15 protein-coding genes are annotated in these 16,763 nt (G+C 36.1%); 11 read left to right on the top strand and 4 right to left on the bottom strand.

All coding sequences use genetic code 11. The features are described from left to right. Nucleotides 1–47: 47 nt before the first annotated feature. A complete protein-coding gene (locus ACQ76T_RS00840; protein ID WP_431341462.1) occupies nt 48–1,430 on the bottom strand; it encodes an RtcB family protein in 1,383 nt (460 codons plus the stop codon). A 162-nt stretch (nt 1,431–1,592) separates the two neighbouring features. Between ACQ76T_RS00840 and ACQ76T_RS00845 the strand changes: the two genes are divergently transcribed. The 3 genes from ACQ76T_RS00845 (at nt 1,593) to ACQ76T_RS00855 (ending at nt 3,257) form a co-directional block, all read left to right on the top strand. Then, complete coding sequence (locus ACQ76T_RS00845; RefSeq protein ID WP_431341463.1) at nt 1,593–1,928, top strand: HopJ type III effector protein; 336 nt, start codon at nt 1,593–1,595, stop codon at nt 1,926–1,928. 83 nt (nt 1,929–2,011) lie between these two features. Further along, complete coding sequence (locus ACQ76T_RS00850; protein WP_431341464.1) at nt 2,012–3,031, top strand: helix-turn-helix transcriptional regulator; 1,020 nt, start codon at nt 2,012–2,014, stop codon at nt 3,029–3,031. Nucleotides 3,032–3,119: 88 nt separating this feature from the next. Beyond that, the gene (locus ACQ76T_RS00855; RefSeq protein WP_431341465.1) at nt 3,120–3,257 is read left to right on the top strand and encodes a hypothetical protein; all 138 of its coding nucleotides are present in this window, start codon (nt 3,120–3,122) and stop codon (nt 3,255–3,257) included. A 314-nt stretch (nt 3,258–3,571) separates the two neighbouring features. Here ACQ76T_RS00855 and ACQ76T_RS00860 read toward each other — a convergent pair whose 3' ends face one another. Then, a complete protein-coding gene (locus tag ACQ76T_RS00860; RefSeq protein ID WP_431341466.1) occupies nt 3,572–4,756 on the bottom strand; it encodes a DUF1501 domain-containing protein in 1,185 nt (394 codons plus the stop codon). Between the two features lie 94 nt (nt 4,757–4,850). Continuing rightward, nucleotides 4,851–6,230, bottom strand: a complete 1,380-nt coding sequence (locus ACQ76T_RS00865; RefSeq protein ID WP_431341467.1) for a DUF1800 domain-containing protein — start codon at nt 6,228–6,230, stop codon at nt 4,851–4,853. 379 nt (nt 6,231–6,609) lie between these two features. On the opposite strand from ACQ76T_RS00865, the gene ACQ76T_RS00870 reads away from it, so the two are divergent. The 8 genes from ACQ76T_RS00870 (at nt 6,610) to ACQ76T_RS00905 (ending at nt 15,059) form a co-directional block, all read left to right on the top strand. After that, nucleotides 6,610–7,872 (top strand): DUF2268 domain-containing putative Zn-dependent protease, encoded by a 1,263-nt coding sequence (locus tag ACQ76T_RS00870; RefSeq protein ID WP_431341468.1) that lies wholly within the window; start codon nt 6,610–6,612, stop codon nt 7,870–7,872. Between the two features lie 265 nt (nt 7,873–8,137). Further along, nucleotides 8,138–8,701 carry a hypothetical protein gene (locus tag ACQ76T_RS00875; RefSeq protein WP_431341469.1) on the top strand — a complete coding sequence of 188 codons (564 nt, stop codon included), beginning with the start codon at nt 8,138–8,140 and terminating at the stop codon, nt 8,699–8,701. A 116-nt stretch (nt 8,702–8,817) separates the two neighbouring features. Next, complete coding sequence (locus ACQ76T_RS00880) at nt 8,818–9,867, top strand: glucokinase (RefSeq protein ID WP_431341470.1); 1,050 nt, start codon at nt 8,818–8,820, stop codon at nt 9,865–9,867. Between the two features lie 145 nt (nt 9,868–10,012). Then, complete coding sequence (locus tag ACQ76T_RS00885) at nt 10,013–10,579, top strand: YceI family protein (protein ID WP_422691385.1); 567 nt, start codon at nt 10,013–10,015, stop codon at nt 10,577–10,579. 78 nt (nt 10,580–10,657) lie between these two features. After that, complete coding sequence (locus ACQ76T_RS00890; protein WP_431341471.1) at nt 10,658–11,287, top strand: YceI family protein; 630 nt, start codon at nt 10,658–10,660, stop codon at nt 11,285–11,287. A gap of 176 nt (nt 11,288–11,463) precedes the next feature. Further along, on the top strand, nt 11,464–12,114 hold the full coding sequence (locus tag ACQ76T_RS00895) for an alpha/beta hydrolase (RefSeq protein WP_431341472.1): 651 nt from the start codon (nt 11,464–11,466) through the stop codon (nt 12,112–12,114). Between the two features lie 85 nt (nt 12,115–12,199). Then, nucleotides 12,200–13,543: an ammonium transporter gene (locus ACQ76T_RS00900; protein WP_431341473.1), complete on the top strand. Its 1,344-nt coding sequence runs from the start codon at nt 12,200–12,202 to the stop codon at nt 13,541–13,543. A gap of 97 nt (nt 13,544–13,640) precedes the next feature. Then, nucleotides 13,641–15,059, top strand: a complete 1,419-nt coding sequence (locus ACQ76T_RS00905) for an L-serine ammonia-lyase (RefSeq protein WP_431341474.1) — start codon at nt 13,641–13,643, stop codon at nt 15,057–15,059. A gap of 71 nt (nt 15,060–15,130) precedes the next feature. Here the strand turns inward: ACQ76T_RS00905 and ACQ76T_RS00910 are convergent, their stop codons facing one another. Continuing rightward, complete coding sequence (locus tag ACQ76T_RS00910; RefSeq protein ID WP_431341475.1) at nt 15,131–16,762, bottom strand: serine hydrolase domain-containing protein; 1,632 nt, start codon at nt 16,760–16,762, stop codon at nt 15,131–15,133. Nucleotide 16,763: the final 1 nt, after the last annotated feature.

Raw genomic sequence — 16,763 nt, forward strand, 5'->3', positions numbered from 1 at the left:
GGTTTAACATGTGAATAATATATGAAGCAAGATTTTAGTTATAAAAATTATGCTTTTCTATATTTTTTCTTTTTTTTCCATGGCGCATTTTTCTGCACATCCCCTGCCATAATACATCCGTATGGCATCACTTCATCCAGAACTTCACAAAGTCCGAACTCTTCAATCTGTGCTCTTACATTTTTAGCACTTTTATAAGCACTCGGAAGTTCAGAAATATCAATCTCGTTAGAATAGAAACGAATATCAAGTCCTGCTGTTTCTTCATTGAAAATTTCTTCAGTCGTTTTATGAGCCATAGACTTTTTATGCTGACTTCTGCTGAAATTTCTTCCTGCTCCATGTGGTGCAAAACCTAAGTTTCTTTCATTTGTCGTTCCCTGAACAATAAGCACGGGCTCAGACATATTTAAAGGAATCAATCTTGGCCCTGTGATATCCGGCATAAACTTATCATCCAACGGAGTGGCTCCTTTGGCATGGTAGAACTGGTCTCCATCTTTGAAAACGAAGTTATGTTCGTTCCAATATCTGTTTTCCTTCTCTATTTTCAGCTTGTTCAATACAGCATCATGAATAGACGTATGATTTTCTTTAGTCCATTGTCTGATCAGTTGAAGCGCCTCCCAATACGATTTCCCTTCTTCCGTATCATAAGGGATCCATGCATTCTCTCTCAATGTTTCAGGGGAAATTTCCTGTCTGAAACGGTTGGCGGTTTTCATTCCTTTATCATATAATGCGGCTCCCGGAGCTCTTGATCCGTGGTGGGTTACCATCATTGTATTTCCTGTATTTTTGGACGTTCCAACGAAAAGGAAATGATTTCCGTCTCCCTGAGTTCCCATATGAGAACGGGCAATACTGATCAGTTTTTCATCATTCAGGAAATCGTTTTCTCTGAAAGCATCCATCAGTTCCTGAGACATCGGCATCTGTTCTCCTCTTGGTCTTCCTCCGTATCCGAAATGAGTCACAGAATGGGCTGCATCCAATACTTCTTTAGGATCTGCTTTACCAAGATCCGTCAGCATTACCGAACAACAGATATCTGCGCTATGGAATCCCGGATGAATCGCATTCTGAGCAACTACCACACCTCCTACAGGAATCTGTCCTTCTGGACCTGTGGGACAGGCATCCGGCATTAATGCTCCTTCGGTTAGGGTTGGTGTTTTCATCAGGACTTTCATGGTTCTGATTACTTTTTCAACATTATCATTTTCACTTTCATGTTCAGCTCGGATGTTGATCACAAAATCTTTTGCTTTTTCATGAAGCGGGATAAGATCAGGTTGTTTAAACTGCTCCAGATATTCTTTGATCTGAATTTCGTCCAGATTATTTTCATTGATATAAGCAATGGCCTCTTTAAACCATTGTGCAGATCTATATCCTAATTCGATTAAGTGATTTCCATTAAATTCCATCTTATTCTTGTTTTGATGATGCAAAGTAAGTGTATAATTGCGCAATAGTTTTGCGTAGATGTAAAATATTAATTATTTTTACAAAAAAAATAAAAAAAGGGGATACAATGACTGAAACAGTTGGATAATCTCCCCAGGAAGTAATCTTTAAAAACAATACGTATGGTATTATTAGAACAATTAACTCATTTTCCTGAAACCATCCAGTTTGCGGATGTTATTGCCTATATCGACGATAAATATGATTTTATGCCTACCGCTTTTAAAAATGGTGATACTACCAATCAGGCTGGGCAAAACAATGGGTCATGTAAAGTTTTCAGCTACGCAAGTATTCAAAATCTTTCAGAGGAAAAGACGCTTAAACTTTTTGGAGAATTTTACAGAGAAGATGTTTTGAAAAACCCTGAAGGAGAAGATCATCAGAATATCAGAAACTTTATGAAATTCGGATGGGAAGGTATTACTTTTGAAGGAAATGCTTTAAAGGAAAAATAGTTTTCAACGAAAAAAGAGCACCAAGGCAAATCGATCATTGAATTTATTTGTCACCAAAAACACTAATCATAAAACACTAAGGTATGTCATCCAATAAAAATGCTCTGATTCGGTATAAAACATTAGATAAATGCCTCAAAAACAAATACAGGAAATATACACTCGAAGATCTTATTGACGAGTGTTCTGAAGCTTTATTTGAATTTGAAGGTAAGGAATCTTATGTGAGTAAGCGAACCGTACAGCTTGATCTGCAGAATATGCGGAGCGAAAAGTTCGGGTATGAAGCTCCTATCGAAGTTTATGAAAAAAAATATTACCGCTACAGTGATCCTGACTACAGTATTCACAATATTTCCGTGAACGAAAGTGATTTGAAGGCGATGAATAATGCTGTTCAGATTCTGAAGCAGTTCAAAGATTTTTCTATGTTTAAAGAAATGAACGGGGTCATTCAAAAGCTGGAAGATTCCATTCATGCCACCAATCAGAAATCCATCATCCATCTGGACAAAAATGAGCAGCTGAAAGGTCTTGAACATATAGATATTCTGTATGAAAGTATTGCCAATAAAAAAGGATTAAAAATTCTTTACAAAAGCTTTACAGCAAGAGAATCGAATATTTTTACCGTTCATCCGCAGCTGTTGAAGGAATTTAATAACCGTTGGTTCCTGATCTGTCTTTACAAAGATAAAATGTATAATCTGGCGTTGGACCGAATGGAAAGTATAGAAATAGATGATGCTCTTCCGTATGTTGATAAAAATCTCGATGGCGACGACTATTTTAAAGATATTGTAGGTGTTACTGTCGCTGAAGGAATGTCGCCCAAAAATGTTGTTTTCTGGGTGGATGCCGGTAATGCTCCTTATGTGAAGACAAAACCTTTGCATAAAAGTCAGGAAATCATCAGTGAAGATCATGAAGGAACGGTTTTCAAAATCTGTGTTCAGCTAAATTTTGAGTTGGAAAGACTTTTATTAGGATTCGGAGATTCTCTGATTGTCCATAAACCTCAGAGATTACGATTGAAAATGGAGAAGAAATTTAATGCAGGAAGTAAGAACTATCAAAATTTTATTGTTCCGGACAAAAACTAATTCATGAACTTCTTTATCGGCAAATGAATAAATGTTTTCAGCTTGGCTCAGAAATTGTATTATCAATGAATACAAAATCACGTTGTTTATGAAATCAAGAATATTTAAAGCATTAGTTGCAATTTTAGCACCACTGGTAATAGAATATGTTGTAAAAAAAATATCTGAAAAACTTGATAAACAAGATGATCAGAACGAGAAAGAACCTAAGCAGATTACTGCATAAAAAACAAGTAGTAAAATTTAATAGTATTGAAAAAGAGACTGTACATTATAATGACAGTCTCTTTTTATTGTGAATGTATGATGACAATTCGGTCAAAGGATTGAAATTTTCACGTCTTCAGTTAGGGTATTGCTCAGTAATGTGATTTTCCCATTATTTTTATCCTGATTATAAAGTCTGGATTCCTTCGGAATGTATAGTTGGAATAAAGTTTTATTCATACAGTTTGTCATTCCGAAGGAATCTAAACATCCTTATTTTGCATTATTTATATCAGAATTTCTTAAAAGACTTGTGTGTATTTTGTGATTTTCCTACACAAAGTCGTAAATTCCGTCTTTCCAACCCAATACTTTAGAAGAATCGGCTTTGAGCCAGTTTTTTAGAATCGTAGCATATACTTTTCTGAAATCTTCCTTATAGATGAGATCTCCTTCATTCAGGTTTTGAAGATCGGGGAGTGTATTCAATAATCCTTTCTTTTTAAGATTTCCGCTGATGAAGAACATTTGGTTGGCGGTTCCGTGGTCTGTTCCATTACTTGCATTCTGAGCAACACGGCGTCCAAATTCTGAAAATGTCATCAGTAAAATATTGTTGAATAGCCCATTACTTTTCATATCTGCGACAAAAGATTTTACCGATTCATTGATGTCTTCAAATAATTTTTGCTGTCTTTCATTTTGGTTGACGTGCGTATCAAAACTTCCGATTGAAAGATAATATACCTGTGTATTGATGTCAGATTTTATTAAAGAAGCTACCGTTTTAAAATCTTTTCCCAACTGAGAATTAGGATAAGTCTGTTCGGTCTTTTTCGCTTTACTTTTTTCAAAAATATAATCTGCATTATTAATCGTTGATCCTAATGTCTGATACAGATATGAAACCGTTTCGTCATGGTGATGATGATCATATAACGATTTGAAATACTTTTCCTGGCTGGTTTGGTACAGTCTTTTAGGATCTTTGAAGGCAAATGCTTTGTTGTTTTGTCCCTTTAGCGCAAGGCTTAGCATATCATCAACTTCCAAAGCTTGGGTTGGATGTTCGCAACGGTAACATTCTTCATCAAGGAAACGTCCCAGCCATCCGGTTTCCAGAAATTGATCACTTCGGCTGGCAGATTGCCAGATATCCATACTTCTGAAGTGAGATTTGTCGGGATTGGGATATCCTACATTATTCATCACAGAAAGCTCTCCACTGTCAAATAATTCTTTAAAATAAGAAAGGGAAGGGTTGATTCCTGCTTCATCCGTAAGTGCCAGTGAGTTCTGAATGGCCAATGTTTTCCTTTCTCTGAAATAAATATCATTTTTTGCAGGGATGATGGTATTCAAACCGTCATTTCCACCGGTAAATTGCAGCACGACAAGTATATTCTGATTGGGAACCAGAGCCTCATCCAATGTCATTGATTTTAGAAAGTTAGGCATCAGCAGGGAAGCAGTAGCCAATGAACTTATTTTGAGAAAATCTCGTCTTTTGATTAGCATAACTTTGTTTTTAGGTTAAAGGTGGCTGATGATGCCAGGCTGAAAAGTGAAATGATCAACAATTCGCTATCATCTTTTATCTGTAAACTTCTGTCTAGCACAACTGATATTCCGGGGTAGACATGAGGTTGATGACATTCATTTTTATACTGTTATCAGAAAAATTCTTCACCGTATTAAGATCCATACTTTGGATATTCTGGATGAGATAGTCTTCGCAGTTTTTATGAGCAAATACATTGTCTATACGGTTCCAGTCGATGATAATATTCGGATTTTTAAACGTCTTATTTAAAGCTGTTTCTTTGGATTTCATTCCCATGTCAATATCATCATCCTGTCTGGGAGTGTATTCCAGAGGACGAAGACCGGACCAGATCTGTGGAACCTGAAGCCGAAGCATAAGAGTAGAGCTGTCAATCCATGATTTTCCATTAGGCCAGCCGGCTACATTGGGAGGATACAGCAACATTTGTCCCAGCAGTTTTTGATAAACGATGAGGTTTTCCGGATTTTGAATCTGCATGGGAAGTATCCGCATTATTCCCGCCATAAGCTCTATCGGGGATTTTATGCGGTTTCCCATATTTTTCGGATCATAAAACCATTCGCTTGAAAAAATATCATTCATCAGCTTTTTGATATCATATCCTGAATTATAGAAGCTGGTGCTTAAACGGTTGATTGTATCGTTATCTACCTTTTCATTGACGAAAAATTTATAAATCTTAGTCGTTATAAATTGAGCAGTAGCCTTTTGTTCCAAAATGATATTTAAAACATCGCTACCATCGAAGTTTCCAGTTTTTCCTAGAAAATTTTTAGTTCCTTCGTCATGAAGATTCTTTCTCTCTTTGAAATTTCCTTCCTTATCATAACTCCATCCTGTAAAAGCTCTGGCGCCTTCACGAACGTCTTTTTCTGTATAATTCCCTCTACCCATTGTGAAAAGTTCCATCACTTCCCGGGCAAAATTTTCATTAGGATGATCTTTCTTGTTTTGCTGATTATTGAGAAAGTTTAGCATCGCTGGGGATTGGCTGACTTCAAAAAGCAAATCTTTAAAGTTTCCCAACGCATTCTTTCTGATAGTATTCAGAAGTTGTCTGTTGAATTTAGGGTTCTGTACTCTTGAAGCAAAATGTCCGTGCCAGAAAAAAGCCATTTTTTCCCTCATCTGTTCTTTGCTGTTCACTATTGAATTCAGGAAGTTCAGATTCAGTTCATTATTTTGTTCCCTGTAAATACGCTGCATTTCCTTTTTCTTTTCTGCGGTAGCTGTACTGTTCATATAGTCTGCTACCTGATCTGCATCTGGTGTGTCATAAGTGATCTCTGTAAAATTACTTTCTTTAAATAATTCACCTAATAACGTTTTTGTGTTTTTATTTTTCAAATCATCGATCTGATTAATTCCAACACCGAAACCTGCGCGCCAAAGAAGATGCTTGTTTTTTAATAATGAATCAGCCATGGTGAGAATATTTATTTTTTTGATACTTCTGCATGAAAAAAGTTAAAATTATAACGGGTTAATGATTGTTAATATTATCGTTTCAAGAAAAAGAGGAAGCCCGAAAAAACAAAGATGAACCATGAATTTCATGTATTGGAGGATATTTGCCAATGTTATCAACAATGTAAATAAATTAAAGTTGATGATGGAAAATATTACTTAATTTATTGTTTTTGATTATTTATTTGGTGAATGAGGAAGTTTTTACTGTATAAAAAGTAATGAAATATTTGTTTAAATTGTCTTTTAATAAAAGAATATGAATAAACTGCTTGTACTATTTTTAACCTTTTTTGTTCTGTCTCCTTTATTGTATGGACAGAAAAACATATTTAAAATGAACGATCAAACCATTGCATTCGATGGTAAAGAAGAGCTCAATTATATCCTTTCTTTCGAAAAAGAGAAAACATATGTAATAAAAGTATATCAGGAGAATATTGACATCGAAATCAATCTTTACAATTCAGACAATCAAAAGATCTCTTCGGTTGATGTTGCTGATGGAAGCAAGGGATATGATAAATTAGAATACAGTCCCGAAAAGAATGGAGAATACAGAGTCAATATCAAATCCGTTTCTCCCAACCCGGTTTCCAACGGAATTGTCCGAATACATATAAGAACATTAGATAAATCGGAGATTGAATGGCGTGCCAAGCAGTCGGAGGATTTAAAAAAAGAAGACGTAAAAGATATAACAACTATTGACATCCAGCATTTTTGGGACGCTTATGACAAGTTGAAATACAGTAAGTCTTATCAGGACAGTGTTCAGACCATTCAGAAATATTATTTGGACCGTGGCACCAATGGTTTAAAAGAATTTGAGAAGGTGAGATACTTTTCCGCCGAGTTTTTTGTGGAAAGAATCAAAAAATATAAGAAATACTATACAAGCGTCAGAGATAACTCGATCAGTATTTCAAAATCGGAGAAATTCAAAACTATTATTTCTGAGTTTGCCGAATTTTACCCCAAAAGTAAACCCGCTAAAATTGCCTTTACAATAGGACCGGTATCCACAGGAGGAACCATCTCCGGTCATTATCTGCTGATTGGTGTTGAAATGTTTGCAGGAGATAAAAACAGCGATCTTTCCGAAATAACGAATGAAAACCTAAAGGCTGATATTGAGTCCCGTTCCAATCTCAAGGATGTTATCAATTATGTGAAAGAAACCGTTGTTCATGAGTATATTCATACCCAGCAGGTACCTGTAAACAAATATGCCTGCCAATGTAATTTGTTAGAAAACGTAATAAAAGAAGGAGTTGCCAGCTATATTTCCGAAGAACTGATCATGAACAGAAAGGAGGAAGTTAAAAGCCGTGCTGCATTGTATGCCAATGCCAACGAAAAACAGTTATGGGAGGAGATGAAAAGCGAACTCTGTACAAAAAATCCGCAAAATTGGCTATTTAATGCGGCCAGCAGTAAAGACAGACCAGGAGATTTAGGATATAGAATTGGCTATAAAATTGCTGAAGCCTATTATAAAAATACTGTGGATAAAGAAAAAGCGATCAAAGAAATGATTGAAATGGATAATCCTATGATATTTTTAGATAAAAGTAAATATGATTTGAAATTCAGGTAAAAAGACTGACCTATTCGAAGATAAGAATAAAAATGATTACAATATCTGTTTTTTATGAAGGTGTTTTGATATCGTTTTTTTCCTTAATTCACTTTTTAAGATACTTTTTTGATAAATTTTGTTAAACAAACATTTAAATTTTGTTAAAAATAATAGATTGATATTCATTTGTTTACGTTGTTTTAGAGTGTTAAAGTCGTAATGAAAGCCTTGCTTGGCATGATTTTTACATCTTCTAGTTTAGTAAAATTAAAAAATTAGAGTTATGAAAATGTTTAAACAAGCAATCTTGCTGGCTGGAATTTTAACAGCAGGTGTGGTAAGTGCCCAAAGTGCTCAAATGAACAATATGATCAAAGTAGGTGCAAATGTTGGTTTAGCAGTTCCTTCAGATAATCTTTCTGCCGCTGTAGGTGTAGATGTAGCTTACCAGAACCTGATCACCCCAGGGTTTGGATTAGGTATTGCAACAGGATATACTCATTATTTCGGAAAAGAAAACAACGGTTATAAAAACAATGATGTAGGAGTAGTACCTGTAGCAGCGTTAGTAAGAATCTATCCAAAACAAACCGGTTTCTACTTCGGAACTGATTTAGGTTACGGATTCCTGGTTGGAGATAAGCAAGTTGCTTCCAACACGAATGTGGAAAGAGCAAGTGGTGGTTTTTACATCAAACCGGAGATCGGATATCACAACAGAGACTGGAACTTTTTCGTACAATACCAGAAGGTTTTTGTAGGAACTAAAGGAGATTTAGTTGGCCAGGACTATAATGTGGGAAATATCGGAGTAGGATTCGGTTACAATATTCCGTTAGGAAAGTAGTTAGATTTAATATATAAACAATTATTAACCAAAACCTTTTCACGAAAGTGGAAAGGTTTTTTTGTTCTGTGCAGGATTTACAAAAACAATTATTATATTTGGTAAAATTTGAGGTTATGATTCTGAATCCAAAGTTTCCACTTTATTTACCAGGAGTAGAGAACAGTAATAATGATAATGTTTCTATCATTGGAGCAAGTCTCCGTGAAGATATGACCATCTTAGGCTATTTTGTTTCCGGTAACGGAGGTCTTGAGATAAAACTTCAGAACGTATATTCAACAAAAGAATATGCTTCTTTTTCTGATATTTTGAAAAAATTTATTCAGGACAATCAGCTGGAAAACGTAAAACGCCTTGGAATGGCTGTACCAGGTCCGGTACTCGACGGGAAAAGTAGCCCTGCAAGACTAGGCTGGAGTTTAGACATTGAAGAGTATACAAGAGACTTTGGGTTTGAAAAGGTAGAAATGCTGAACGACCTGGAAGCATCTGCTTACGGAATGGCTCTTCTTGAAGACAACGATCTTGATGCCATCTATACCAGCGGACATCTTGAAAAAGGAAATGTTGCCATCCTGGCTCCCGGAAACGGATTAGGAGAAGCAGGATACTTCTTTGACGGGAAAAACCTAAGACCTTTCGCTACAGAAGGGGGGCATTCTGAATTTTCACCGAGAACCAACGTAGAAGTAGAATTCTACCAGTTCCTGAATAATATCTATGGAATTGTAAGCTGGGAAAATGTATTGTCTAAAACAGGTTTATTCAATATCTACAGATTCCTGAGAGACGTAAAAAGACACCCGGAACCGGAATGGTTGGGAGAACGTCTGGCACAGGGTAATTTCGTAGAAGAACTTTACAAAGCAGCTGTAGAAGAAAATGTTCTGATCTGCAGAATTGCTTTAGATACTTTCCTTGAGTTCCTGGCCCGTGAAGCCAATAACTTAACATTGAAATTGAAGGCGACAGGAGGATTGCTGATCGCAGGAGACCTTCCTCAGTTGATGATAGAATATATCGACAAAGATAAATTCTATGAGAAATTCAAAATCAGTGATAAAATGGAAGGAATGCTTCGAAATATCCCAATCTATCTGGTAAAGCAAAACCACACGGCATTAAAAGGGGTAGCCCTTTATACTGCCTATTATCAACTATAAAATATAAACTCCGAAGAAATTCGGAGTTTTTTTATGGGATGATATTATTCATAAAAATAATTGATTTTATTGATATACATCAATGCTGTCTATGAGAGAAGATAGCTACATTTGCAACATCAAAATAAACAAACAACTCTATTCAATGAAAAAAATATTTTTATTAGCAGTTTTAGCTGGTGGTTTAGCTTTCGGACAATCTAAAAAAGTAGTAGCGTCTGATGTACACTGGTGGGGATATAAAGTGGCAAAATCTGAGGCAAGCTCTCACGACGGTACTGTAAAAGTGAAGTCAGGAGATCTGGTAATGAAAGGAAACCAATTGGTAGGTGGAAACTTCGTATTGGATATGACTTCTATTACTTCAACTGACCTTACAGGTGAGTACCAACAAAAATTAAATGGTCACCTTAAAAATGGTGATTTCTTTGAAGTTGAAAAATTCCCTACAGCAGCTTTCAAAATTACTGGTGTAAAGAAAAATAACGATAAAGTGTATAGCTCTTTAGTAACAGGTAACCTTACTGTAAAAGGTAAAACAAGCGCTATTACTTTCCCTGCAAAGATTTCTTACAGCAAAGGTGTAGTAAGCTTAGTATCTAACAAATTCTCTTTCGACAGACAGAAATTTGATGTAGCATACAAGTCTACAATGCAGGATGTTTTTGTGAAAGATGATATTGATATGCTTGTAAAGGTTACTGCTCAATAAATTAATCAAAAAAAGATTATTAAAAGTGTAGAAGTTCTACACTTTTTTTTATTTTTGTTGAATTGTAAATAAAAAAGAATGAAAAGATTACTATTGTTTGCTATGGTGTGCGCAAGCATATCATTTGTTTCTGCCCAAAAGAAGTTTGATAAAGTTGCAAAAGTGACTTCATCAGAGATCAGATGGTGGGGATATAAAGTTGTAAAAACCGAGGCTTCATCCCACTCAGGAACCGTAAAGCTGAAAAGTGGAAAATTCAATTTTGACCATACTGTATTGGTAGACGGAGAATTTGTAATAGATATGAGAAGTATGATGGCAGGAGATGTTTCTGATGAAGATCAGATCAAACTTACTGACGACCTGAAAAGTACTAATTTCTTCGAAGTAAAAAAGTTCCCGGTTGCAAAATTCCACCTGACTAAAATTATTCCTTTAGCAAACAGTGAGTATAACTCTACCGTATACGGAGATCTTACGTTGAAAGGAGTGAGAAAAACAATCTCTTTCCCGGCTAATGTATATGTAACTCAGTTTACAACTTCTATTGAATCGGCTAAATTCTCTCTGAACAGAAGAGACTTTAAAGTATTCTACCAATCTTCATTGAAAGATTATTTCATCAAAAATGAAATGGACATTCAGTTTAAAGTTACTACCCAAATGCTGGATAACGAGAACAGAATTCCTGTAAAAAAGAAAAAATAATATTAGATATTATATTGATCAAGAAGAGCAGTTCATAAGAATTGCTCTTTTTTATTGGCTTAATGCCATAAAATTCTCTTTTTTCAATCCGGAAAGTTTTTCATTGCCACTTTTAAATTCTCTTCATGTACGCTTTTCTCCTTTCTGCTTTTCTGTAATTTTTATAAATTAGTAAGATGAAACTTTACATTGTAAGCGGTCTGGGTGCCGACTTTAAGGTGCTTGAAAGAATAGAATTTCCCAAAAACTATGAATTGGTCTTTATAGACTGGCTTATTCCGGAAAAAAATGAACCATTTGATCATTATGTCAAAAGAATGGCTGAAAAAGTAGATGACTCTGAGCCATTTTCACTTCTGGGATATTCCTTTGGAGGAATTATTGTGCAGGAAATCAATCGATTGAAATCTGCAGAAAAAGTCGTAATCCTGGGAAGCATAAAATCTGATAAAGAAAAATCCAAATTCATCAAAACAGGAGAAGTTACAAAGATCCCAAGAATACTGCCTGTAGGATTGTTCAATGATAAAGCAGGTGTAATTCAAAAGTTTTTTGACTCTAAAAATTCAAAGATATTTCAGTATTTCAAAGTAAGAGATCCTTATTACCTGAAATGGTCGGTGGAAAAGGTTGCCGAATGGAAGTTTGAAGAAAACCCTAAGGTTATTCAGATTCTGGGAGACAAAGACATTATTTTTCCCATCAAATACTCGAATCCGGATTATGTCATCAAAGGCGGAACCCATCTTTTTCCTGCTACAAAATCTAAAGAAGTTTCAAAAATACTTAAAGAAGTTTTTAATAAAAATAAAATAATTGCTCATTGATCGGTTTTTTATAGGGGTATTTTGTTGAAAAAATATGTTTTTATAATATTTATGTTTAATTTTGATAGGGTTAAATGTAAATTTTATGAAAATAGGATTAAAATGGATTGTTTCTTTTTCCATTATCGCTCTCGTAGCAATTGGAGGTTTATTCTGGAACCCTTCTTCTGATACTGTCAATACAGGAGAATTTCTTAGTGAAGATAAATTAGTAGGAGCAGATGTAGCCTGGATTCTCGCAGCTGCAGGTCTTGTACTTCTAATGACTCCCGGTCTTTCTTTCTTCTATGGCGGAATGGTGGGGAAGAAAAATGTCATTTCCACAATGTTGCAGAGCTTTATTGCTTTAGGAGTGATCTCTATTTTGTGGGTAGTGGTTGGTTTTTCCTTGTCTTTTGGAGATTCACTGGGTTTTACCCTTAATGGTACCCATTATGGAATTATTGGAAATCCTTTAAGCTATCCTTTTTTTAGCAGAGTAGGAGTGTTGCCACATCATCAGATGGCTTCTACCATTCCCTTTATCCTTTTTGCCCTTTTTCAGATGAAATTTGCCGTTATTACCCCTGCTATTATTACAGGTTCTTTTGCCGAGCGGGTGCGGTTTATTTCCTATCTTTTATTTATTGTTCTTTTCAGTCTCTTCATTTATACGCCGCTTTGTCATATGGTGTGGCATCCGGACGGTCTTCTGAATAAATATTTTGGAGTAAAAGATTTTGCAGGTGGAACAGTTGTGCATATGAGTGCCGGGTTTGCAGCATTGGCCGGAGCAATGGTAGTAGGAAACAGAAAAAATCCTCATCATGAGCCTTCCAATATTCCTTATGTACTTTTGGGAACAGGGATGTTGTGGTTTGGCTGGTTCGGATTTAATGCGGGATCGGCATTAAGTGCTTCCGCTTCGGCAGCTACAGCATTCGGTACAACAACTATTGCTTCTGCATCAGCAATGATGACATGGATACTTTTTGACAGGATCAATGGAAGAAGTGTTTCCGCATTGGGAGCCTGTATCGGAGCGGTGGTCGGATTAGTTGCAATTACTCCAGGTTGTGGATTTGTTACCATTCAGGAGAGCCTTTTTATAGGGTTTATTACTGCTATTGTTTCGAATGTGATGGTGAACTGGAAAGCGCTAAAGAAGTTTGATGATACGCTGGATGTATTTGCCTGTCATGGGGTAGGAGGAATTATGGGAATGATTCTCACGGCAATTTTTGCCCATGGTGAAAAAGCAAGTCTTCTTCATGGTGGTGTAGAGGTTTTTCTTCATCATATGGCAGCATTAGTTCTTGTGTCTGCTTTTACATTTTTCGGGTCTTTATTACTGTATAAAATAACAGATTCCATGATCACACTGCGGGTATCCGAAGAGTCCGAGAATAAAGGGCTCGATCTTTCCCAGCACGAAGAAAGTCTGATGTAGTTTTTTTCAATTTTTAAACGGTTATGAATGCTCAGAACCTTATTTTTATTAAGATTTATCATGTATCTTTGTTTTTGAGGAAAATGACGAATCATTTATGGAATCAATATCGGTTTTTGAAATTATTAAAGTAGGAATAGGCCCCTCCAGTTCGCATACGATGGGCCCTTGGAATGCCGCAGCTGCATTTATCAGGATTATAAAAAGAGAAAGGTCAATTGAAGAGGTTAAAGAAGTTTTCCTCGAATTCTTTGGTTCACTCGCAAAAACGGGGATCGGTCATGGCACAGATATCGCCGGAATGCTTGGGTTGAATGGTGAAGATTTTAAAACCATTGATATGACCAAAATTGATGAAAAAATAGATTATATCAAAAATACTCAAACCCTTAATCTGGGTGGAGAGAAGGTGATTCCCTTTGTTTACGGGCACCATTTGGTTCTTAATATGAAGAAATCCCTTGATTTTCATCCTAATGGAATGATCTTTAGAGCCGTTTTTGAAGATGGAACAGAGCTTGTACAGGATTTCTATTCTGTAGGAGGTGGTTTCATCGCCAGTCAGGAAAAAAACTCAATCCAAAAACAGTGTGTACGTACATTATATCCGTGTCATAAATCTTCAGATATTGTAAAATACTGTGAAAAACTAGGATTCAGCAGAATTTCAGATCTGATTATGATTAATGAAGAAAGCTGGAGACCCCAGGAAGAAACGAGACAAGAAGCATTATATATCTGGAGTCAGATTAAAGAATGTATCTATAAAGGAGTGAATAAAGAAGGCATTCTCCCGGGAGGATTAAATGTTACGAGAAGAGCGGCAGGTCTTAACAGAAAGCTTCTTGGCGATAAAATTTATAAAAACAAAGACGAATGGTTTAAGCTGGTAGTAGATGCTGAGGAAAATTTCACCAATATCAATAAGTGGATTGCATGTTTTGCATTGGCGGTAAATGAAGAAAATGCAAGCTTTGGAAGAATTATCACAGCGCCTACAAATGGGGCAAGTGGTGTTATTCCGGCAGTTTTGATGTATTCACAGGCCTTTACTGCATTCAAAAGTGAAGAAGACATTGTAAGGTTTTTACTGGTTGCAGGAGAAATTGGAACATTATTCAAGAAAAATGCTACCATTTCTGCAGCTATGGGAGGTTGTCAGGCAGAAATTGGCGTGTCTTCGGCAATGGCGGCAGCAGGACTTACTGAAATCTTGGGCGGAAGCGTAGGACAAGTATTAATGGCGGCAGAAATTGCAATGGAACATCACCTTGGATTAACCTGCGACCCTATCAAAGGTCTTGTGCAGATCCCTTGTATCGAAAGAAATACTATGGGAGCCATGAAAGCCATTACGGCAGCCAACATCGCATTGGAAAGTGATCCTACTAAAGCCAAAGTAACTTTAGATGAAGTCATTCAGACGATGTGGGAAACGGCTCAGTCTATGAGTGACCGCTTTAAAGAAACTTCTGAAGGAGGACTTGCGATTGCCGTGAATGTCCCTGAATGTTAATAGAAATGAATGAATAAAATAGAAAAACCTTAGATTACGATCTAAGGTTTTTTTGGGGGTATTGGTATATTTTATTTTCTGTCGAACACATATGTTTTTCCTCCTTGTGTAAGTTGTAGCTGTTTTTTTTCAGGAAGGAAAGTGATACTCAAATCTGCTTGATCAAATTTAAACTGATCCTTTTCTATATATTCCAGTTCAAACTCCGGTTGTCCGGTTCCCTGAGCATACAGCTTGTCATTTTTAATAAATATTTTTAATCCTAGCGGAATATCTTTGGATGAATACTCCCCGGGGTATTTTTCCAGGTCAGACGCAGATATTTTAGAAGTCTCAAACACAGGATATTCATAATTTCTGTCATACATTAAATTCAAAATACCTAAAAACAGTTGGTTGTGCGGAAAATTTTCCCCGTTGATCGTGACTGCAAACGACAGCTTGTCTTCAGGCTGGTAAGATACAGTAGAGTGGGTGCCGGCCGTATCGCCACCATGTCCGTAAGAAATAATATTATAGAAAGGCATTTTCATAATTCCTTTACCGAATATTTTCTCATCCTTATCGGAAATCATCATTTTCAAGGTATTATCACTAATGAATTTTCCATTGAATAGAGCATTGATGAAAATATTCATGTCTTCTGTCGTAGAAACAATATCACCCAGGCCTATACAATTATTAAAATCAAAATCTTTTACTTCAGTCCAGTTTCCATTGGAAAGCTCATAAGATTTAAAAATATTATCGGGATGATCAAGAACCGAAAAAGTATGGTTCATTTTCGTTTTATTAAGAATATTTTCCTTTAAAATAATATGATAAGGCTGATTGTACAATTTTTCTAAAATCCTGCTCAGTAGAAAATAAGCCGAATTGGAATATCTCAACTTTTTTCCGGGAAGAGAATTTACACCTTCTTTGGTAATCGCAGAAATAATGGCAGCATCTCCTACCGGTTTTCCGAAAAGCCAGTTGTTTTCAGGTTTTCCTACATAATCCCCCAATCCGCTGGTATGGTTCAGCATCTGTTTAATCGTAATGCTTTCCGCGTAAGGAATTTCCGGGTGAAATTTTGATAGCTTGTCATTTAAACTGAGTTTCTTCTGTTCAACAAGCTGTAACAGCATAACAGCAGTGATAAGTTTGCTTACAGATCCTATCTGATATTGAGTGTTTTTATCATAAGAAACATTTTTAAGCTGTTCTTGCCCGAAATCTTTGTGATAAACTTCCGAGCCGTTTCTGAAAATCGTTACACTGCCAATTCCCTGGTTGTTTTGAACAATATAATCTAGGAAATCATCAATCTTTTTGGAATTGATGGCTTTACCGTTGAGGTAGGGAACATCCTGGCTTTTCTGAAGCTCTCTGAAGAAATTCAGTGGAAAAGTCCTTCCTTTTTGGGTGAAATTTCCTTCAAAATGATCGGCTTTGAATGTTCCTTTATATGAGGCACCAAGATTTTGGATTTCGAAATTAAGCTCATCATTGCTGAACTGTGTTTGATCAGCATTAATACTTTGGGAGCTTTGCATTGGACTGGTGAGAGCAGAGCTATATCCGTTTTTCTCCTTTTTTACTTTGATGATAATAGGAAGTTTTGTGCTTTTAAGATCGAGTTCTCCTTTCCATGTTCCTTCAATTTGGGCGTGACAAAGGTGTGCCAGGAAGACCAGCACTGATAATAATTTGATTTTCATG

The organism is Chryseobacterium sp. JK1 (genome assembly GCF_050632815.1).
GTDB lineage: Bacteria > Bacteroidota > Bacteroidia > Flavobacteriales > Weeksellaceae > Chryseobacterium.